The 20216-nt window shown below is 74.0% G+C and carries 17 protein-coding genes and 1 pseudogene; 15 read left to right on the top strand and 3 right to left on the bottom strand.

Annotated elements, in window-relative coordinates; translation table 11 throughout:
• Nucleotides 1-84 precede the first annotated feature (84 nt).
• The 15 genes and pseudogenes from ACFXOA_RS23235 to ACFXOA_RS23165 all read left to right on the top strand — a co-directional run bounded on the left by ACFXOA_RS23235 (nucleotide 85) and on the right by ACFXOA_RS23165 (nucleotide 16871).
• On the top strand, nucleotides 85-1644 hold the full coding sequence (locus ACFXOA_RS23235; protein ID WP_385031743.1) for a phage tail sheath family protein: 1560 nt from the start codon (nucleotides 85-87) through the stop codon (nucleotides 1642-1644).
• A gap of 36 nt (nucleotides 1645-1680) precedes the next feature.
• Entirely contained in the window at nucleotides 1681-2121 is a 441-nt protein-coding gene (locus ACFXOA_RS23230) for a phage tail protein (protein ID WP_385031740.1), read from the top strand.
• Nucleotides 2118-2612: a hypothetical protein gene (locus ACFXOA_RS23225; RefSeq protein WP_385031737.1), complete on the top strand. Its 495-nt coding sequence runs from the start codon at nucleotides 2118-2120 to the stop codon at nucleotides 2610-2612. The genes ACFXOA_RS23230 and ACFXOA_RS23225 overlap by 4 nt, the downstream gene beginning before the upstream one ends.
• Nucleotides 2609-2767 carry a DUF6760 family protein gene (locus tag ACFXOA_RS23220; RefSeq protein ID WP_385031734.1) on the top strand — a complete coding sequence of 53 codons (159 nt, stop codon included), beginning with the start codon at nucleotides 2609-2611 and terminating at the stop codon, nucleotides 2765-2767. The genes ACFXOA_RS23225 and ACFXOA_RS23220 overlap by 4 nt, the downstream gene beginning before the upstream one ends.
• 2677 nt (nucleotides 2768-5444) lie before the next feature.
• Entirely contained in the window at nucleotides 5445-5768 is a 324-nt protein-coding gene (locus ACFXOA_RS23215; protein ID WP_385031732.1) for a hypothetical protein, read from the top strand.
• A gap of 29 nt (nucleotides 5769-5797) precedes the next feature.
• Nucleotides 5798-6223, top strand: a complete 426-nt coding sequence (locus ACFXOA_RS23210) for a phage tail protein (RefSeq protein WP_385031729.1) — start codon at nucleotides 5798-5800, stop codon at nucleotides 6221-6223.
• A gap of 69 nt (nucleotides 6224-6292) precedes the next feature.
• The gene (locus ACFXOA_RS23205) at nucleotides 6293-7015 is read left to right on the top strand and encodes a LysM peptidoglycan-binding domain-containing protein (RefSeq protein WP_385031726.1); all 723 of its coding nucleotides are present in this window, start codon (nucleotides 6293-6295) and stop codon (nucleotides 7013-7015) included.
• Nucleotides 7012-8838, top strand: a complete 1827-nt coding sequence (locus ACFXOA_RS23200) for a VgrG-related protein (protein WP_385031723.1) — start codon at nucleotides 7012-7014, stop codon at nucleotides 8836-8838. The genes ACFXOA_RS23205 and ACFXOA_RS23200 overlap by 4 nt, the downstream gene beginning before the upstream one ends.
• A 36-nt stretch (nucleotides 8839-8874) precedes the next feature.
• Nucleotides 8875-9195, top strand: coding sequence for a PAAR domain-containing protein (locus tag ACFXOA_RS23195; RefSeq protein ID WP_385031720.1), 321 nt, complete (start codon nucleotides 8875-8877; stop codon nucleotides 9193-9195).
• A pseudogene (locus tag ACFXOA_RS23190) lies at nucleotides 9195-9608 on the top strand (GPW/gp25 family protein); the annotation flags it as partial. The gene ACFXOA_RS23195 and the pseudogene ACFXOA_RS23190, both read left to right, overlap by 1 nt.
• Nucleotides 9609-9727: 119 nt before the next feature.
• Nucleotides 9728-11686 (top strand): putative baseplate assembly protein, encoded by a 1959-nt coding sequence (locus ACFXOA_RS23185; RefSeq protein ID WP_385031717.1) that lies wholly within the window; start codon nucleotides 9728-9730, stop codon nucleotides 11684-11686.
• Between the two features lie 37 nt (nucleotides 11687-11723).
• Nucleotides 11724-12287 carry a phage tail protein gene (locus ACFXOA_RS23180; RefSeq protein ID WP_385031714.1) on the top strand — a complete coding sequence of 188 codons (564 nt, stop codon included), beginning with the start codon at nucleotides 11724-11726 and terminating at the stop codon, nucleotides 12285-12287.
• A gap of 892 nt (nucleotides 12288-13179) precedes the next feature.
• Nucleotides 13180-13950 carry an NADase-type glycan-binding domain-containing protein gene (locus ACFXOA_RS23175; RefSeq protein ID WP_385031711.1) on the top strand — a complete coding sequence of 257 codons (771 nt, stop codon included), beginning with the start codon at nucleotides 13180-13182 and terminating at the stop codon, nucleotides 13948-13950.
• A 237-nt stretch (nucleotides 13951-14187) separates the two neighbouring features.
• Nucleotides 14188-15681, top strand: coding sequence for a glycoside hydrolase family 43 protein (locus ACFXOA_RS23170; protein WP_385031708.1), 1494 nt, complete (start codon nucleotides 14188-14190; stop codon nucleotides 15679-15681).
• Between the two features lie 341 nt (nucleotides 15682-16022).
• A complete protein-coding gene (locus tag ACFXOA_RS23165) occupies nucleotides 16023-16871 on the top strand; it encodes a LuxR C-terminal-related transcriptional regulator (protein WP_385031705.1) in 849 nt (282 codons plus the stop codon).
• Between the two features lie 142 nt (nucleotides 16872-17013).
• Here ACFXOA_RS23165 and ACFXOA_RS23160 read toward each other — a convergent pair whose 3' ends face one another.
• The 3 genes from ACFXOA_RS23160 to ACFXOA_RS23150 are packed head-to-tail and all read right to left on the bottom strand — an operon-like array spanning nucleotide 17014 to nucleotide 20212.
• Entirely contained in the window at nucleotides 17014-17880 is an 867-nt protein-coding gene (locus ACFXOA_RS23160) for a fumarylacetoacetate hydrolase family protein (RefSeq protein WP_385031702.1), read from the bottom strand.
• Nucleotides 17881-17913: 33 nt separating this feature from the next.
• Nucleotides 17914-18954: a cupin domain-containing protein gene (locus tag ACFXOA_RS23155; RefSeq protein ID WP_385031699.1), complete on the bottom strand. Its 1041-nt coding sequence runs from the start codon at nucleotides 18952-18954 to the stop codon at nucleotides 17914-17916.
• A gap of 46 nt (nucleotides 18955-19000) precedes the next feature.
• Entirely contained in the window at nucleotides 19001-20212 is a 1212-nt protein-coding gene (locus ACFXOA_RS23150) for an FAD-dependent monooxygenase (RefSeq protein WP_385031697.1), read from the bottom strand.
• Nucleotides 20213-20216: the final 4 nt, after the last annotated feature.

Below are 20216 nucleotides of genomic sequence, written 5' to 3'. Positions count from 1 at the left end.
GCGTACCTGTCGCCCCGTCGGCCCCACCGAGCAGACTCGGCCTGGACACAGGTGACAGACCCGCAAGAACCTGAAGGAGCGAGCATGCCGACGTACCTCACCCCGGGCGTGTACGTGGAGGAGGTGCAGTCCGGTGCCCGGCCCATCGAAGGGGTCGGCACCGCCGTCGCCGCGTTCGTCGGGTTCGCCCGCAGCGGTCCGTTCCACACCCCGACGCTGGTCACCAGCTGGGATCAGTACACCCAGCTGTTCGGCGGCTTCGCCGAGGGCACCTACCTGCCCCACTCCGTCTACGGCTACTTCGCCAACGGCGGCGGTGCCGCGTACATCGTGCGGATCGGCGGTTCCGCCGAGGACACCTCGGCCCCGGCGGGCGGGTCCCGGCGGGGAAGCGCTCCCAGGGCCGCGGAGCCGGTGGAGCTCGGCGGGTTCCTGCTCGCCGCGAGGCCCGGCACCACCGGGGTGTCGGTGGAGGTCGCCGACGCCGGCGGCGAGAACCCGCCCGAGGACCGGTTCACGTTCCTCGTCCGCCAGGGCGACAAGGTGGTGGAGACCTACGAGGCGTCCACCCGCAAGAACGTCAAGGGCTACCTGGTCGCACAGACCCGCGCCTCGAAGCTGGTCGAGGTCACCGAGCAGCAGGGGGCCACGCCGGCACGGCCCGCGAACGGGACCGTCGCGGTGCCCGACGCCCCGGGCTCACCCGCCACGTCCGGGCCGGGTGAGGTGGCCCGGCTCGACGCGGCCGAGTACGTCGGCGACCCCGCGGCGCGTACCGGGTTCGGCGGCCTGGAGGCCATCGACGAGATCACCATGGTCGCGGTGCCCGACCTGATGAGTGCCCACCAGCGGGGCGACATCGACGCCGAGGGAGTGCGCACCGTGCAGCTCGCGGTGATCGCGCACTGCGAGCAGATGGGCGACCGGGTGGCAGTCCTGGACGCACCCCCCGGCCTCAACGCCCAGCAGGTGCGTGACTGGCGCAACGACGAGGCCGGTTACGACTCCCGGTACGCCACGCTCTACTACCCCTGGGTGAGGGTCTTCGACCCGGCCGCCGGGCGAAACGCCACCGTCCCTCCGAGCGGTCACATCGCCGGTGTGTGGGCGCGCAGCGACGCCGAGCGCGGGGTGCACAAGGCGCCCGCCAACGAGGTGATCCGCGGGGCGGTGGACCTGGAGATCCGGCTCAGCAAGGGCGAGCAGGACCTGCTCAACCCGATCGGCGTGAACTGCGTCCGGGCCTTCCCGGGCCGCGGCATCCGGATCTGGGGCGCCCGCACCCTCTCCTCGGACCCGGCGTGGCGCTATCTGAACGTGCGCCGGCTCTTCAACTACCTGGAGGAGTCGATCCTCCTGGGCACCCAGTGGGTGGTCTTCGAGCCGAACGACGACCGGCTCTGGTCGAGCATCCGGCGCAACGTGACCGCCTTCCTCACCGAGGAGTGGCGGCGGGGAGCGCTCTTCGGCCGCACGGCCGAGGAGGCCTTCTACGTCAAGTGCGACCGCGACAACAACCCGCAGGAATCGATCGATCAGGGCAGGGTCGTCTGCGAGATCGGCGTATCGCCGGTCAAGCCCGCGGAGTTCGTGGTGTTCCGGCTGGCCCAGTTCTCCGACAGCACCAGCCTCGTCGACGAGTGACCCGCGGGTCCTGTAAGGAATAGGTGACAGACAGTCATGGCAACGGGCGACGCACTTTCCACCCATGTCTTCGGTGTCCAGCTGGGCGGCTACCTGGTCGAGTCGATCCAGGAGATCAGCGGCTTCTCCGTCGAGGAGGACGTCGTCGAGGTGAAGCAGGTCACGGCCGAGGGCAAGCAGATCATCCGCAAGCAGCCGGGTGCCCGGCAGGCGGGCGAGATCACGATCACCCGCGGACTCGACCAGAGCAGCGAGTTCACCAACTGGATCAAGGAGACGCTGAACAACGGGGCCGTGAACTCCGCGCGGCAGAACCTCACCATCGAGATCAAGGACTCCGAAGGCACCACGGTCCGCCGCATCCAGCTGATGCAGGGCTGGGCCTCCAAGTGGGAGGGCCCCTCACTGAAGGCGGGCGACTCCTCCCCGGCCACCGAGTCCGTCACGATCGTGTTCGAGGAGATCGTCGTCGAATGAGGCGCCGGACGGTGACGGCGGGCAACCTGGACGAGATCCTCCAGATGACGGAGCCCGGACCGGTGGCGGAGCAGGCGGCGGCACCTCCCGCCGCCGGCCCGCCCGCCGGCCAGGGGCACGGCCTGCGAACGGAGTTCGAGTTCGAGCTGCCACGCGGGTACGTGGACGAGGCGGGCACGGTGCACCGGTACGGTGCGATGCGCCTGGCGACCGCGCGGGACGAGCTCCGGCCGCAGATCGACCTGCGGGTCAAGGAGAACCCGGCGTACCTCAGCGTCGTCCTCCTGAGCCAGGTGATCACCCGGATCGGTGACATCACCGATGTGCACGCGGGGGTGGTGGAGCGGATGTACGCCACCGACGTCGCGTTCCTGCAGGACTTCTACCGGCGCGTCAACAGCGAGGGGCACACCCGCGCGGCGGTGACGTGCCCGCACTGCGAAGGCGGCTTCGAGGTCGATCTCTCGGGTGGGCGCCTGGGGGAATCGTGACGTACGCCCTTCCCCGGCTCCGGGAGGAGGTCGCGTACATCGCCTATCACTTCCACTGGGCGCGGGAGGAGATCCTCGACCTGACGCACGGCGAGCGCCGGCAGTGGGTCGACGAGATCGCCCGGATCAACACCCGTATGAACGAGAGCGGTTGAGCAGATGGCGGCATGGCGGGACAGGTGGCGGCAGCGTGCCGCGCGGCTGTCCGGCGGCAAGGGCGCACCGGCGGCGCCCGCCGGCCCGGACCTTCCCGTGAGCGGCGCCCCCGGGGAGAGCGGCGCGGATGCCTCCGCCGTCCCCGACGGGTGGGACGGCGGCTGGCGCCGTACCGCTCCGCCCGAACTCACCGTCTCCCGTGCACCGCTCGGGGTGAGTGACGGCCTGGTCTTCCGCGCGGGTCTCGCCGCCTGGCAGAACCCCGCGTTCGGGGGCAGCCTCGGCCACGCCGTGCTGCCCACCGCCCCCGCAGGACTCGTGCGAGGCGTCGCCCGCCCGGCCGCCCCGCGGGCGACGGCCGGTGGCGCCGGGCCGCTGCTGCTCAGGGCGGTGCGTACGGAGGGGGAGCCCGGGGAGGGCGGGCCCGCGGGCCCGCCCGGGGCGGGGTCCTCCGACGGCCGCCCGCCCGGGGCGTCCGGCCGCGCACGTACGACGACGCCGGGCGGTCCGGTCCGCACCCCGTCGCCCTCCCGTTCCGCCGGCGGTACCGGGCCGGCCCGTGCCACGCCGTCACCCCCCGCGCAACGGTCCACCGCGCCGGTCGTCGCCCCCGACGGACACGAGCGGCCGCCTGCCGTCCCCGACGTGCCGATCGTGCGGCGTGTCGCCGTGGCCATGCCCCCCGCGCCCTCCGGCCGGCCATCCGCGCCCTCCGGCCGGAGCCGTGCGGCATCCCGAGAGGCGGCCCGGGGCCCGCGGCCGGGGGAGCTCGGTGCCTCCGCATCCGGAGACGGCGTGCGGCCCGAGCCGCCCCGCGCCACCCCCGCGGTCCGGCCCGCGGCCACCCGGCCGTCCCTGACCGTGGCCCGGCGCCCGGCCGGGGCCGTGCGGCGCGTACCCGCGCTGCGGCCCGCCACGGGCCCGGCGTCCGCCGTACCCGAAGAGCCCGTCGGTCCGGCGTCCGCCGTACCCGAAAAGCCCGTCGATTCGGCGTCCGCGGGGGAACCGGCGAGCGGGGGAGCGCCTGCGGCCCGCCCCGGCAGCAGAACTCCCCTCGGCGCGCCTCTCGCTCAACTGCCTTCCACCGCGACCCTGTTGGAGGCCGAATCGACGCGGCCCTCCTCGGCGGAGCCGGGGGCGCTGCCGCTCGCGGTCCAGCGCCGGCCGGAGGGAACACCGGGAGTTGTCCACCCGCCGGAGGGTGCCGTCCCGCCGTCCGACCGCTCTGCGGGCTCCTCCGGACACCGCGCCCCGGCCGCCGCCCCCGCCTCAGCCGCCCCGGGGACCGGTCCGGGCCGCCCGGGTGCCCGGGCGCGCGGTGGGCTCGGGGCACCCATGTCCGCGTTGCCGCCCACGGCGGACCTGCCGGGCCCCTCGGCCGCCCGCGCCGCGGCGCGGGTCCCGCACACCCCCGGCGCCGGACCGGCCGCCTCACCCCTGCTGGGACCGGACGGCGTACAGCGTGCCCTCGTGGACCATGCGCGTCCCCGGGCCGGCGCACCTGGAGCCGAGGCCCCCCGAGCCGGAACTCCGGGAGGAAGCGGCCCTGCCACCCTGCTGTTGAGGCCCCCGAGCGCTTCCGGCGCGCCCGTGAGCGACGGACCGAGGACGACGGCACCCGGGGTGAGGGAGCGCGGGACGCCCGCCACGTCGTCCGACCGGCCCCCGCGGGCCGTCGAAGGACGGGGCGAGCCGTACGGCGGAGCCGTCCGCCCGCTCGGCCCGGAGACCGCCGGACCGGGCGGGCGCGGTACCGTGCCGCCCACCGGACCGGCCGTGGGCACCGGCGGCCACCGCGCCGCCCACGGCCCGACGCCGTCGTCCCCCCACCCGACCCGCGCCGTGCAGGGGCGCGCCCAAGGCGCGGCAGGGACCCCTCTGGTGGTGGCCCGGTCCGTGAGCCCGGCGGCAGGTGCGCCGGTGAATCCCGGTGCGGCCCCGCTCACCCCGGCGCTGCCCGGGTCCCCGGCGGCAGGCCCCGCCACGGCCGGCCGTTCCCTGCCGCTGCTGCCGGCCCGTCCGATCACCCCGAGCACCCGTACCCCGCAGAGCCCGGCATCGTCAGTGACGGGGGCCCGCCCGGGCACGGGCCCTGTGGTGGCGGCGCGCTGGCCCGGGTCACCCGCACCCTCCCAGGAGGTCCCCGCGGCACCCTCCGGCGCTCCGGTCCAGCGGGCGGCGTCGTCCCGTCCCGGCCCCGGGTCCGGGTCCGGCCCCGCCCCCCGGACGCCGGGCGGACGGGCCGTCAGTTCCCCGCCCGTGCCCGCTCCCACGCCCGTGCACGCCCGCCGCGGCCCCGGCGGCCCTCTCGGGCGGGAGCCCCACCGTGGCGGTCCGGCGGCACCGAGGGGGCAGCACCCGGCTCATGCCGCTGCCCGCCCGGCGGCGGGAGCGCGTCAGCAGCCGGGAGCGGGCAGCCGGACAGGCGCCCCGGGCAGCGCCGTTCAGCGTGTGCCGGTCGTGGTGCCCGCACCGCCGGGCGGGGCGGCCGCCTCCGCTGCCCCGGCGCGGAGCCTCCCGGTGAGCCCGCCGCACACGTCCCCGTCGGCGGACCGGCCACCGGCCGGCTTCGCACCGGAACCTGCCGGGGGCGTACCCGTGGTGCGGCCCCGGCACGTAGTGCCCGATCCGCCGGTACGGGGGACGACGGCGCCCCGCGGCGCGGGCGGGGCGGCGATGCCGGTCCAGCGCGCCTCCTCCGCCGGAGACCTGGCCGCCGCCAAGGCAGCGCCGGCGAAGGCACGGGCCCCGCGCGGCGGGCCCGCGTCCCCTGCCGGAGACCTCGCCGTCGCCAAGGGCCACACCCGTTCGGCCGGCGGCGCGTCCCCCTCCCGGGCGGGCACCGCCGGATCGGTGCCGGCGCCTGACGACCCGAGAGACCCCGGTCTCGACCTCGACGACCTGGCGCGACGCCTGCTCGACCCGATGGCCCGGCTGCTCCGCGCAGAGTTCCGGCGCGGCCGGGAACGCACGGGCCGCCCCTACGACGGACGCCGCTGAGGGCGTGGCACGGAACGGATGACGGACTGATGACGGACAACATCTTCGCCACGAGCGTGTTCTTCCGGCTCGCGATCGGCGGCGACGACCTGGGCGCCTTCCAGACCTGCTCGGGCATGGGCGCCGAGGTCGAGATGGAGAGCTACGCCGAGGGCGGCAACAACGGCTTCACCTGGCAGCTCCCCGGCAGGGTCACCTGGTCGAACATCACACTGACCCGCCCCGTCACCGCGGACACCGCGAAGATCGGCCGCTGGCTCGACGAGACGCTGAGGCGGGTGGAGCCCAAGGACGGCGAGATCGTCGCGCTGAGACCGGATCTGACCCGGATCATCAGCTGGCAGGTGTTCGGGATCGTCCCGGTCCGCTGGCAGGGACCGTCCTTCGACCCCAACAGCTCCCAGGCCGCCGTGGAGACCCTGGAGATCGCCCACGAGGGCCTGCGCCCCTCCTGACGGCCGCCGAGCCGTACCCGCCCGGCCGTTCGCACACCCCGTACCCGCCCCCGGAAAGGAAGTGCCCGTATGTCCCCAGCGGTCCGCGCCAGCCGCGCACGGGCTCAGCTGACGCTGAAGGAGCCTCCCGCCTCGGTCGGCGCGAAGCCCGGCGGGACGATCGCACGGCTGAGCCTGCAGTTCAACCCGTCCACGCTGCAGCTGCAGAAGACCACGGAGTGGCGGCGCACCCCCTCGCGGATGGCCGGGCAGTCGGCGCTGCCCGAGTTCGTCGGCAGCGGCCCGCGCACCCTGAGCCTCGAAGTGTTCCTGGACGCCACCGCCAAGCACGACAACTCCGTGGAACAGGCCGTCGAGAAGCTGATGAAGGCGTGCGTGCCGACCCCGGCCAGCCTGGGCCGCAAGAAGCCCGCCAGCCCGTGGGTGCGGTTCGAGTGGGGCACCGCGCGGACCACGTCGTTCGACGGGGTGCTCTCCAGCCTCTCGGTGTCGTACACGCTCTTCGACGTCGACGGGAAGCCGCTCCGGGCCAGCTGCCAGCTGTCGATCGAGGAGGCCAGTGTCGACCCGGCGGGCCAGAACCCGACCTCGGGGGCGCGCACCGCCCGGAGCACGCACACCGTGGTGGCGGGGGACAGCCTGGCGTTGCTGGCCTGGCGGGAGTACGGCGACGCGACGGCCTGGCGGGTCATCGCGGAGGCCAACGCGATCGACGACCCGATGGCACTCGTGCCCGGCACCGAGCTGGTGGTGCCCGGTCTGCGTGACGCGGGCGCGGAGGAGGAACGATGAGTACGTCGGCGGAGCGAGGCGGCCGGTCGTTCGCGGCGGACCCCGTGGTGGAGACCCCCGGCGAACTGCCACCGGTCTGGGCCGCACAGCTGGTGAGCTGCGTGGTGGACGAGAACGTGGGGCTGCCCGACGCGGCCGTGCTCACCTTCCGTGACCCCGACCACGAGTTCCTGAGGGCGACCGGCGTCACCATCGGCACCCCCCTGCGGGTGTCCGTCGTCACCGTGGGCGGGCAGGCGCGGGAGCGGCTGTTCGACGGCGAGGTGACCGCCCTGGAGGTGGACCGGGACCGCACCGGCTCCTTCACGGTCGTACGGGCCTACTCCAAGGCGCACCGGCTCCAGCGGGGCCGCAAGGTGGTCGCGTACCGGAACATGACCGCGTCGGCGATCGTCCGCAAGGTGGCCTCCGGCGCGGGTCTCGCCTGCGGGAAGGTGGAGGCCGCCCCCGTCACGTACGAGCAGCTGTCCCAGGCGAACGTCTCCGACTGGGAGTTCCTCCAGTACCTCGCCGCCGAGAGCGGCGCGCAGGTGAGGGTCGACGACAAGGGGCTGCTGCAGTTCACCAAGCCCGTGAAGGCGTCGGGAGCGCCGTCCCCCTCCACCTCGGCGGTCCGCGACCCGATGGTGCTGGAGTACGGCCGGAACCTCCTCGCGCTGCGCGCCTCGCTCTCCGCCGCGGACGGCGCGCAGCAGGTGGAGGTACGCGGCTGGGACGTGAGCACCAAGCGCCCCCTGGTGGCCCGCAAGCCGTCGGTGACGAGTGACACCGTCGTGCCGGGGCTGAGCCCGGAGCTCGCCGCCCGGTTCGGCAGGTCGTCGAAGCTGACCGTCACCGACACCCCGTACCGCACCCAGGCCGAGACGACGGCGGTCGCCGACGCGGTCGCGGACGGGGTCAGCGCGGGCTTCGGAGAGCTGGAGGCGGTGGCCGAGGGCAATCCGCGGCTCCGCGCCGGCAAGCCCGTGGCGCTGGGCAACGTCGGGCAGGCGTTCACCGGCCGGTACACCGCGACGGCCGTGCAGCACGTCCTGGAGCCGAACGGCGGCTACCGCACCACGGTGTGGGTGAGCGCCAGCCCGGACCGTTCCCTCACCGGACTGGTCACCGGTGCCAACGCCCCGAGCCGCGGCCCGCGCATGCCGGGCCTGGCCATCGGGGTGGTGACGGACATCCGTGAGCCGGGCGGCGCCGAGAGCGGCGCGGTGAAGCTCAGGTTCCCGTGGCTGGACGACACCTACGTCACCAACTGGGTGCGCACCGTGCAGTGGGGCGGCAAGGGCGGCGGAGGAATGGTGAGCCCCGAGGTCAACGACGAGGTGCTCGTCGGCTTCGAACAGGGCCTGCTCGACAGCCCGTACGTCATCGGCGGACTCTACAACGGAGTGGACAAGCCCTCCCCGCACGACGTGCCCCTCGTCGACGGGACCAGCGGGCGGGTCAACCGCCGTTCCCTGGTGTCGCGTTCGGGGCACCGGGTGGAACTGCTCGACGCCCGCGCCCCGGGGCCCTCCGGGGTGCGGCTGCGTTCCGCCGACGAACGCCTGGAGGTGTTCCTCGACGACCGCCGGGACCGGATCGAGCTGTCCGTGTACGCCGGGAAGGGCCGGCAGCGCCTCACCTCCGTCACGCTCGACAGGAAGGGCATCACCGTGGACGCGGGCAGGGGGGACGTGAGCGTCTCGGGGCGGAACGTGGACATCAACGGCCGGGTCGGGGTGAAGATCGGCGGCCGTTCGGTGGACGTCACCGGGGTCTCGGGCGTCACCGTCGACGGCGGTCTGCTCGGCGTCCTCAAGGCCAAGCTCATCCGCATCAACTGACCCCCGACCAGCAGCCCGACCGACCGAGGAGTACCCATGCCAGCCGCAGCCCGTACGGGCGACCCCACCAACCACGGCGGCCGGATCACCACCCCGCCGCCCGCCGCCGCCACGGCGGTGGCGCGAGTCCTGATCGGCGGCCTTCCCGCAGCCGTCGTCGGCAGTCTGTGCGTCTGTCCGGTCCCGCCGCACGCGGCCCTCGGGCCGGCCAACGTGATCATTCCCGACCCGGTGGGTGCCCTGAAGGGCGGCACGGTGCTCATCGGCGGCCTGCCGGCCGCCAGGGCGCGCGACAAGTGCGCGTGCGGAGCGATGGTGCTGACCGGCGCCATGAACGTACTGATCGGCGGAGTGTGATGAGCGAGCGGTTCATCGGCAGAGGCTGGGCGTTCCCCCTGAGGGTGGGACCGACCGGCGGGATCGGGATGGTCGAGAAGGACAAGGAGATCGAGGAGGCGATCCGCCTGGTCCTGGGGACCGCGCCCGGGGAGCGCCCCATGCGGCCGGAGTTCGGCTGCGGCATCCACGAGTACGTCTTCGCGCCGGGCGACGGCGCCACCGCCGGCCGAGTCGCGCAGCAGGTGCGCGAGGCACTGGAGCGCTGGGAACCGCGCATCGCCGTGGACGAGGTGGTGGTCGCCTTCGACGCGGTGGAGGCGGGCACCCTCTACATCGACGTGCACTACACGCTGCGCTCCACCAACGACCGGCGCAACCTGGTCTTCCCCTTCTACACGATCCCCTCCGACGGGCCGGTCGACGAGGGCGCCGGTGCGGGGCCGGACGCCGGCTTCACGGCAGGCACCGGGTTCACGGCAGGCACCGGCTTCACGGCAGGCACCGGCTTCACGGCAGGCGGGTCCACCGCCGGGGATCGGGGGGCCGCCTGATGGCCCTGCCCTCACCCAACCTGGACGACCGCCGTTTCCAGCAGCTCGTCGACGAGGCCAAGCGGTACGTCCAGCAGCGCGCACCGGAGTGGACCGACCACAACGTCTCGGACCCGGGCGTCACCCTGATCGAGACCTTCGCCTATCTCGTCGACCAGCTGCTCTACCGGCTGAACCGCGTACCGGACAAGAACTACACCGCCTTCCTCGACCTGCTGGACATCCGGCTCTTCCCGCCGGCCGCGGCCACGGCCGAGGTCGACTTCTGGCTGTCCGCGCCGCAGCCCGACACGGTGGTCCTGCCCGCCGGCACCGAGGTCACCACCGCCGGCGGTGAGAGCGAGGAGGCCGTCGTGTTCGGCACGGTCGACGAACTCCGAGTCATACCGAGCGAGTTGATCCGGCTCGTCACCGCGCCCCGAACCGGTGAGCAGACCGACCGTACCGGGATGCTCGCCGACGGCCATGACGTGCCCTGCTTCCAGGCGTCACCGGAACCGGGCGACGCGCTGCTGTTCGGACTGCCCACCGCGGTCCCGCGCTGTGTCGTCGCGGTACGGCTCGACAGCCGCGTCGAGGGTGTCGGCGTGGACCCCCGCCAGCCACCGCTGGTCTGGGAGGCATGGGACGGCGGCGGCTGGCGGCTGTGCGAGACGGGAACCGACACCACCGGCGGACTGAACCGGCCCGGCGAGATCATGGTGTTCATGCCCGCAGGCCACACGGCGTCCGTGATCGGCGGAACCCGGGCGGGCTGGCTGCGCTGCAGGGTCACCGAGGCGGAGCCGGGGCAGCCGTTCTACTCGGAGTCCCCGACGGTGCGCGAGGCCACCGTCTTCACCGTCGGCGGCACCATGTCCGTCGAACACGCCGAGACCGTCACCGACGTCCACCTCGGTACGTCCGAAGGGGTCGCCGGGCAGACCTTCCGGCTCGGCCGCCCGCCGGTCCTCCTCGACGGGGAGCCGCCGGTGGTCGAGGTATCCACCCCCGAAGGGTGGCAACGCTGGGACGTCGTCCAGCACTTCGGCCGCTCAGGACCGGCCGACCGGCACGTCCGTGTGGACGCCACGACCGGGGAGTTCGACTTCCCGCCCGCGCTGCGCGAACCGGACGGCTCACTGCGGCACCGCGGCGCCGTACCGCCCAAGGGCGCCTCCGTACGGGTCGCCCGCTACCGCACCGGGGGCGGCCCCGCGGGCAATGTCGCCCGCGGCGCGATCTCCGTGCTGCGCAGCTCCGTACCCTACGTCGCCCGGGTCGGCAACCGGGAGGCGGCGCGCGGCGGGGTCGCCGGCGAGACCCTGGCCAACGCCAAGCTGCGGGCGCCCGAGGCGCTGCGGATGCAGGAGCGGGCGGTGACCGCCGAGGACTACGAGATCCTCAGCCGCCAGGCCGCGCCCTCCGTGCGCCGTGTCCGCTGTCTGCCGGCGGGCGGCCCTGGGGCGGTCCGGGTCCTCGTCGTACCCGACGCGGTCGCCGACGAGGGCGACGACCGGCTCCGCCTGGAGCAGCTGATCCCCTCCGACCAGGTGCTCGGCACGATCGCCCGGACGCTCGACGAACGGCGTCTGATCGGCACCCGTCTCGTCGTCGAACCGCCGGTCTACCAGGGCGTCACCGTGGTGGCCAGGCTCATGGCGGCACCCGGCGACACCGACCGGGTGCGGGAGGCGGCGCTCCGCGCCCTGTTCCGGCACCTCAACCCGCTCCACGGAGGCCCGGAGGGCACAGGGTGGCCGTTCGGCCGGCCCGTCCAGTACGGCGAGGTGTTCGGCGTGCTGCAGCGCGCCACCGGGAACGCCCTGATCGAGGAGATCCGGCTGTTCCCGGCCGACCCGATCACCGGCCGCCGGGGCTCCCCCGCGGACCGGATCGACCTCGGAGCCGGTGCCCTTGTCTTCTCGTACCAGCACCAGGTGGTCGTGACGGCCATGGAACCGGAGGCACGGGTATGAGCGCGCCGAAGACCGCCGGCACGGCGGGGGCGGGCCGGTGAGGGCCGCCGTCCCGGAGCTGCCGAGCCGCTATCCGATCGGCGGGCAACTGCCCGCGCTGTACGCCGACGACGACTTCGCGCAGCGCTTCACCGCCGGCCTCGACACCGTCCTGGCCCCGGTGTTCGCGACCCTCGACAACCTCCCCGCCTACCTCGACCCCCGGCTCGCCCCCACGGACTTCGTCGCATGGCTCGCCTCCTGGGTGGGCGCCGCGGACGATTCGGACTGGCCGGTGGAGCAGCGCCGTGAGGCGGTCGTCAGAGCGATGGAGCTGCACCGCTGGCGCGGCACCGGGCGCGGCCTGGTCGACGCACTGGAGCTCGCGCTGGGGGCCCACGCGCGGGTGAGCGAGGACGGCGGAGCCGTGTGGTCCGGCACTCCCGGCGCCGAGCTGCCGCCGGAGCCCTCCGCGCAGGCGCTGGTGCGGGTGTGGCCGGGGGACGGAACGGAACCCGTGGACCCGGAGCGGGTCCGCGAGATCGTCCGGGCGATGTGCCCGGTGCACATCGCGTGCCGGGTGGAGATCCTCTCCGGCCCGCCCACAGACGAAGGGAGGTGACGTCATGCGCGCATGTCCCGCCTGCGGGGCGTCCAACGGCGCCGGGGACGACTTCTGCGGCAACTGCGGGGCGTACCTGGGCTGGTCCGACACGGCCGCCGCCCCGGACACGCCGGTGCCGACCGCGACCACCCCGGCCGCCTCCGCGCCGTCCGCGACCGGCACCACGCCGGACGCGCCTGCGACGTCCGCGACCGGCACCACGCCGGGCACGCCTGCGACGTCCGCGACCGGCACCACTCCGGACACGTCGTCGGCGCCCGCGACCACCACGCCGGGCACGCCTGCGCCGTCCGCGACCACCACCCCGGGCGCACCCCTCCGGTCCGGTCCTTCCCGGAGCACGGCGGGACCGTCCGGGGGCGCACCCGCGGGACCTTCCGCGGAGACTACGGCGGGACCGGCCCCGGACGCGGCGGCGGAGCCTTCGCCGGGCGATCCGGCTCGGCCGTCCTCCGGCGAGCCGGAGCCGACGGCGGCCCCTTCCACCTCCTCGTTGCGCGCCCGGCTGACCCGCCGGGGCCGGTCCGGCGAGGAACGGCGCGAAGCCGGTCCGGCGGCGCGTCCCGGCACCGCGCCGGACCGTGAGCGAGCCCGGAGTGCCCGGCGGGACACCCCCTCCGCAGACGCCCCCTCCGCGGACGCCCCCTCCCCGGAGCCGCGCCCCGTGTCCGGTACGCGGACGCCGGACGGGGGAGGCGCGGGCAGCCCCGCCTCGCCCGCCTCCGCTCCGGCCGGCTCCCCGGAGCCTGACACCACGGCGGCGGCCACCGGCCCGCGTGAGCCCTCCCTCCCGCGGCCCCCCGTCCCCCGCCAACCCGCCCCCGTACGCCCGACCGCGGCGCCGGGCCCCCGTACCCCCGCTCCCGAGGCCCCGCCCGTCCAGGATCCGGTGCCGGTCCTCCCCGCGAAGCCGGTGGCCCCCCGTCCCGTCGTACGTCCCACCGCCTCGCCGGACGAGGGGACGGGCACGCCCTGCCCTGCCTGCGGGACGCCCAACCAGCCGGGGCGCCGGTTCTGCCGGCGTTGCGCGGCGGAGCTGAGCCCCGCGGCGAAGCCGGAAGCGCTGCCCTGGTGGCGGACGGTGTGGCCGTTCCGGCGGCGGGTGCGGGCGAGTTCGGGCAGGCTGCTGCGCTTCGTCGTGGTGCTGGTCGTCGTACTGGCCCTGTGCGCGGGCGGCTTCCTCCTGCTCCCCGCCGGGCGGGCCCTGATCGAGGACACCCGGGACAAGCTGGGCAAGTCCAAGCCCATCACCCCGGCGAACACCGAGGCCAGTGCCGAGATCCCACGGCACCCCGCCGCGAACACCACGGACGGGCTGAGCAACCGCTACTGGGGCGCGCCTTCGGAGGGCGCCTCGGTGACGTACACCTTCGGCAAGCCCTTCCGCCTGGTCGACCTGATCATCACCAACGGAGCGTCCCCGAAGCCCCAGGAGTACGCACGGCAGGCGCGCGCGCTCCGGCTGGACCTGGAGGTGACGACCGAGGACGGCGGGAGGGAGAGCAGGGAGCTCTCCCTCAGCGACAAGCCGGGCCCGCAGACGGTGCCCGTCCAGATCAGCGACGTGCGCACGGTCCGCCTCGTCCTGCGCTCACCGGCCGGCCAGGCCGAGGGCCGTCATCTGGCGCTGGCCGAGGTGGAGTTCTTCCAGCGGAGCTGAGGCCGTCCCGCCCCGGCAACGGGCCCACGCCCGGAGGACGGACCACGTCGGTTCCTGAACCGCTTACGCACCGACCGGTCCGGAACCAACGAGTTCTCCGTGCCGAAGTCCGGCCGGAGTGAGCCCTCCGGCCGGGGCCCGTGCCGTGTTGACACCGAAGCCGGCTGTCCCTAGCCTGACGCCCCGTCGTTACATCGATGTAAAACATCGATGTGAAGCGCCGCGGAAAGGACTCCCGTGCTTGCCAGTCCCCCCAGACCCACCCGCGCACGCACCACTCTCGTAGCCGCTCTCGCCCTTGTCCTGCTCCTCGCCGGGCAGTTGACTGCGGTCTCCCAGCCGGCCGGAGCCGCGACCCCCGCGCCTACCGCCCCCCACACCGCCGTCGCCGCCGCGGCGGCCGGCACCTTCCGCAATCCCCTGAACGCCGGCCCCGACCCCTTCATGACGCACTGGCAGGGGAACTACTACCTCACGACGACGCAGGGCGGCTCCATCCGCATGTGGCGCTCGCCCTCCCTGGGCACCCTGTCGACCGCCGACCCGATCACCGTCTGGACGGACTCCGACCCCTCGCGCAACCGCAACATCTGGGCCCCGGAGTTCTACCGCTTCGGCGACCGCTGGTACCTCTACTACACGGCGGACGACGGCGTCGACGACCACCACCGGCTGTACGTCCTGGAGTCCGACCGGGACGACCCGGCCGGGCCGTACCACTTCAAGGCCAAGCTCGCCCCGCCGAACCACGCGGACGACTTCGCGATCGACGCCGGGATCCTGCAGCTGAACGGCCGGCTGTACCTCGCGTACAGCGGGATCAACCCGTACCAGCACAACGGGCTCAACATCGCCCCCATGTCGAACCCGTACACCGTCTCCGGTGGCGCCGTCGCCATCGACGGCGCCGGCGGCTGCCCGGAGGTCCGGGAAGGCCCGGAGTTCCTCTACCGGAACGGACGGGTCTGGATGACCTACTCCACCTGCGACACCGGCAAGCCGGACTACCAGGTCTGGATGAAGTCGATGCCGCTCACCGCTGACCCGCTCGTGCCGGGCAACTGGACCCAGCACCAGGGAGCGGTCTTCTCGCGCGCCGACGACCGCGGTGTGTTCGGGCCGGGCCACCACGCGTTCTTCCGGTCCCCCGACGGCACGGAGGACTGGATCGTGTACCACGCCAAGACCACCTCGGTGAACACCTACACCAACCGCACCACCCGCGCCCAGAAGTTCACCTGGCGGGCCGACGGCAGCCCCGACTTCGGCCGTCCTCTCGCCATGGGCGCGACCCAGGACCTGCCCTCCGGTGATCCCGGGTCCGGCAACTACTGGATCAACGACGACGGCCGTTCCAGCGGCGCCGGCTCCCTCACCTACACCGGTGCGTGGAACTCCGGTACGGGCTGCGGCACGCAGTGCTTCTGGGGCGACGACCACTGGAGCGACCAGGCGGGCGCCACCGCGACCTTCACCTTCACCGGGACACGCATCGCCCTGCTCTCCGTGAAGGACACCGGGAACGGCTACGCGGCGATCAGCGTCGACGGCGGGGCCGAGCAGCGGGTCGACCTGCACAACTCGATCCGGGTGGGGGAGGCGTCGCAGTACCTCAGCCCGCGTCTGGCCGCCGGGCGGCACACCCTGCGCGTACGCGTCACCGGTGAGCACAACTCGCAGTCGGGGGCCTCGTTCGTGAGCATCGACCGCGCCGAGGTGTACGTGAACTGACCGGACCGGCCTGCCGGGGACCAGGGCCGTCCCCTCCCCGGCGGGCCGGCGGCGCGCGGTTCCCGTGACGACACCGCTTCGACCGCGCCCTTCTCCCCGCATCGGCCGTGGAGCGTGGGCCCGTCGAGCCGTCGAGCCGTCGAGCCGTCGAGCCGTCGAGCCGTGGTGCCGTCGAGCCGTGGCGAGGAGACGACATGTCGTAATGTCGCCAGCGGGGGTCGGCGGGTTCCGGAGAGTGCCTGCGAGGCCTTTGCCGACGCGGTGAACAGGCTGTTCAGCGGCCGCCGGGCAGACGCCTTCCCGGCTCGGGCACGGATGTGCCGTGCGCGATGCTGACACCCATGCACGATCTCGGAAGACCGTCACCCGCCGCCGCGGACGCCGCCAAGGACAGTTCGCGACCCCGCCCGCCGTGGGGTCCCGCCGGAGCCGGTGACCCCGAGGCGCGGCTGCGGGGCCTGTTCGCGCGGCTGGAGGACGAGTTGCGGCACGCCGAGTCCGCCGCGGCCGAACTCGTCCGCGGGCGGCCGGGGGAGGACGGTGCCGTGCGGGTGGAGACCGTCGACGGCCCGCCGGCCCAGGCCCGGCGCATCCTGGAACTGGAGACCGGTGCGCGGAGCACGTTCCAGGCGTTCCTGACCGGCCTCAACACCATCACTCCGGTCCCGCACACCCTGGCGCCACCGGTACCCCCCTCGGGGGAGGCGCCGGCGCCCAGGCTCAGCGCTCCGCCCGAGGTCACCTACCAGCTCCTCGTCGACCGCGACTTCCTCGCGGAGCCCGCGGCCGTGGCCGCCCTGGAGGAGCGGGTGGCCCGCGGCGAGCAGGTACGGGTGGTGGACCACCCCCTGCTCAAGCTGGCCGTGGCCGACGGGGAGGTCGCCATGGTCCAGATCGACCAGGAACGTGCCGTGCTGCTGCGGCCGCCCCTGACGGTACTGGTGACCGAGCTGTTCGCCGCCGCCTGGCGGCAGGCCCGGCCGTATCTGCGCGAGGTCGCCGAGCTCACCGCGGTCGACCGGCAGATCCTCCAGCTGATGGTCTCCGGCCTCACCGACGCGGCCACCGCGAAGCAGCTGGGGACCTCCCCCCGCACGGTGCAGCGCAAGGTGCGGGCGCTCATGGACCTGGCGTCGGTCACCTCCCGGCTGCAGCTGGGCTGGTACGCCATGCGCAACAACTGGATCTGACCGACTCCGGCGGCGCCACGGGCAGCCGGGACACCCTCCCGAGCGCCACGGCCGTCCTCGGCCGCGTCCGGGCGCCGTCGCCGAGAGGGCGCCCGCCGTACGCCGAGGAGTCCAGGGACGCCGGCGCCTTCGGACCGTGCGCTCAGCCGTCCCGGCGGCCGGGGCGCCCGTCGTACGCGATGGCCTCGGAGCCGTCGACGCCCACCTCCAGGCGCCCCACCCTGGCGATCTCCAGGACGACACGGTCGCCGTGGCTGAGCGGTCCGACACCCGCCGGGGTGCCGGTCGCGATGACATCGCCCGGGTGCAGGGTCATCACGGAGGAGGTGTAGGCGATCAGTTCGCGCACTCCGTAGATCAGGTCCGCGGTGCTGGTGCGCTGCCGGGTGGTGCCGCCGACGTCGCACCGCAGGTCGAGGGCGTCCGGGTCGGGGATCTCGTCAGCGGTCACGATCCACGGGCCGAGCGGTGTGAAGGTGTCGAACGACTTGCGGGTGGAACGGTCCTCACCCGAGCGGACGGTGATGTCCAGCACGCAGGTGTAGCCGAAGACGTGGTCCAGGGCCTCGTCCGCGCCGACATGGCGGGCGGTGCGGCCGATGACCACGCCGAGCTCGCCCTCCTGGTCGGTGCGCCTGTCGCTGTACGGCAGCAGGATGTCATGGCCGGGGCCTATGACCGACGAGTTCGCCTTGAGGAAGACACCGAGATCCGCGACGGACGTCGTGTACTCCATCTCGGCTTTGTGGTCGAGGTAGTTGACCGGCGCGCCGACGATCTTCCCGGGGCGCGGGAGAGGGGCCTCCAGCGTCACCTCGGAGAGCGGGATCCGGGGGCGGTCCGCGAGGTCGAAGCGCGCGGCCGGGCCGACGGCCGTGTTCTCGATGTACTGGTGGAGCGCTCCGGCCGCACCGGCGGCCGCGCCCCCGGCGAGCTGGTCGGTCACGTCGACGACGCTGTCGCCGTCCACGACGCCGAGGCGTCCCTTGTCGAACAGGGCCAGTCGCATGACGGCCTCCTTGTGGGTGTCGGTGGGGGAGAGTCAGGCGCCGGGGTCGGCGCTTTCCGTGCGGTAGAGGCCGAGGGAACGCATGACCGGTTCGTCGCTGTACGAGAACAGCACGGCGTCGTCCGTCGACGAGGAGTTGAGGTGCCGGTACGAAGCCCACCCGGGGACGGCGAAGGTGTCCTTCTCCGACCACTCCAGACGTACGCCGTCGACGACGGTGGCGCCCTCGCCCCGTACGACGCTGAAGACGGTCGATGCCGTGTGCCGGCGCCCCGCGCCCCGGAAACCCGGGCGCAGGCGCTGGACGCGGCAGCCGATCGTCGGCATCACGGGGCCGCCGGTCCAGGGGTTGGTGTACTCCAGGACGATCCCGTCGACGTCACTGCCCTCGGCGGTGTCCGCCACGGAGTCGAGGGCCTTCCGGGTCTCCGCCCATGTGTAGCGCGTGACGGGCGAGTTGGGGCCGTCCTGGTCGAGCCAGACGGGGTTCAGCCGGCCGTGCAGGAACTGCCTGCTGCCCGCGTCGTCGGGCCGGGTGACGGGCTGGAGGCGCTGGGGGTACTTCTCGTAGAAGCCTGCTTCGAGCGCGTTGACCAGCGGGTAGTCGAGCGCGTCGAGCCAGATCATCGGCGCGTCGCCCTCGTGGGTGTGGTCGTGCCAGTGCCAGCCGGGTGTGAGCAGCAGATCGCCGGGCGACATGAAGACCCGCTCGCCGTTCACGGTGGTCCAGGCGCCGTCGCCCTCCAGGACGAAGCGGAAGGCGTTGGAGGTGTGCCGGTGGGCCTGAGCCGTTTCGCCGGGCAGGATGATCTGGAGCCCGGCGTAGAGGGTGTTGACGGTGGCCGGCGGGTCGGTGAGACCAGGGTTGACCAGCATCAGTACCCGCCGTTCGGCCTCGTCCAGCGAGAGCGTCCCGGCGAAGTGGAGGAGATGGGGCCTGAGTTCGCGCCAGCTCCAGCGGTGCGGTACGGCTCGGCTCCTCGGCTGTGCCGGGAACAGGTCGCCGTAGAAGCGCCACAGAGGGGCGGCGCCCAGCCGGTCCAGGGCCTGGTAGGCGGGGTCGTCGGCCGTCACGGTGTTCTCCTTCGCTGTCGGTTCAGTGGCCGGGTCAGCCGCCGGTTCACTGGGCGGCGACGGGGGCCGGGGCGGGGGTCCACACCCAGGCGACGTCGTCGAAGTCCTCCGGACCGCGGGAGGAGAGGGCCATGTTGCGGAAGGTCGCGCCCATGCCCTCCAGATGGCAGATCTCGCCGAAGCGGTGGGCGTCGGTCTGGATGCGCGTCGCACGCTCGCGACGTCTGTCGGCGTACGCTGCCAAGGCATCCGCCGGATCGCTCGCGCCCGCGAGGGCCTGCCCCAGGGCGACGGCGTCCTCCAGGGCCTGGCAGGCCCCCTGGGCCAGGTACTGGAGCATCGGGTGGGCGGCGTCCCCGAGGAGGGCGATGCGGCCGTGGACCCAGTTGTCGATGGGCGCCCGGTCGTACAGGGGCCAGCGCCGGTCGCGCGAGACCAGGGGAAGTGCGTCGCGTACGGCCTGGCAGGTGCCGGCGAAGCGCTCCTCCAGCTCCGCCTCCGTGCCCCAGTCGTCGGAGCCCGGCGTGTAGTGGTCGCTCTCGAAGACGGCGACCTGGTTGTACAACTCGCCCCGCCGCAGGGGGTACTGCACCAGGTGCATACGCGGTCCGGCCCAGACCATCACCGCGTCCGAAGCGGCGATCCGGGACATCCGGCCGGTCATCCGCGCGGCCGGAATGGCGCCGCGGAATGCCACGTAGCGCGAACACACGGGGTCGCCGTCGCCCACCAGGGCCTGGCGCAGGGAGGAGTGCAGGCCGTCGGCGGCGACGGCCGCGTCCGCGCTCAGGGGGCGCTGTCCGCCGGCGAAGTGCAGACGGACGCCGGAGCCGTCCTGTTCGGCACGGGTGACGGTGTGCCCGGTGCGAAGCGTGACGCGGGGGTGTTCCTCGCAGGCGGACAGCAGCGCGGAGTGCAGGTCCGTGCGGTGCGTGACCAGGTAGGGGTGCTTGAAGCGCTCGGTGTAGGCGGTGCCCCGCAGATCGAGGGCGGTGACCTGGTCGCCCGTGAGGGCGTCCATCATCACCAGGCGAGGCGGTGCGACGGCGGTGTGCCGGACGGCGGACAGGACGCCGAGCTCGTCGAGGGCGAGCGAGGCGTTCGGGGCGAGTTGCAGTCCGGCTCCGATCTCACCGAAGCGCCCGGCGCGCTCCACGAGGGTGACGCGGTGACCGGAACGGGCCGTCGCCAGTGCGGCGGCCAGACCGCCGATACCGCCACCGACGACGGCGATGTGGAGGGGAGTGGTGACAGGCATGCGG

This window comes from Streptomyces sp. NPDC059166 (assembly GCF_042755185.1).
Taxonomy (GTDB): domain Bacteria; phylum Actinomycetota; class Actinomycetes; order Streptomycetales; family Streptomycetaceae; genus Streptomyces.
This window is presented reverse-complemented; position numbering and strand designations above follow the sequence as displayed.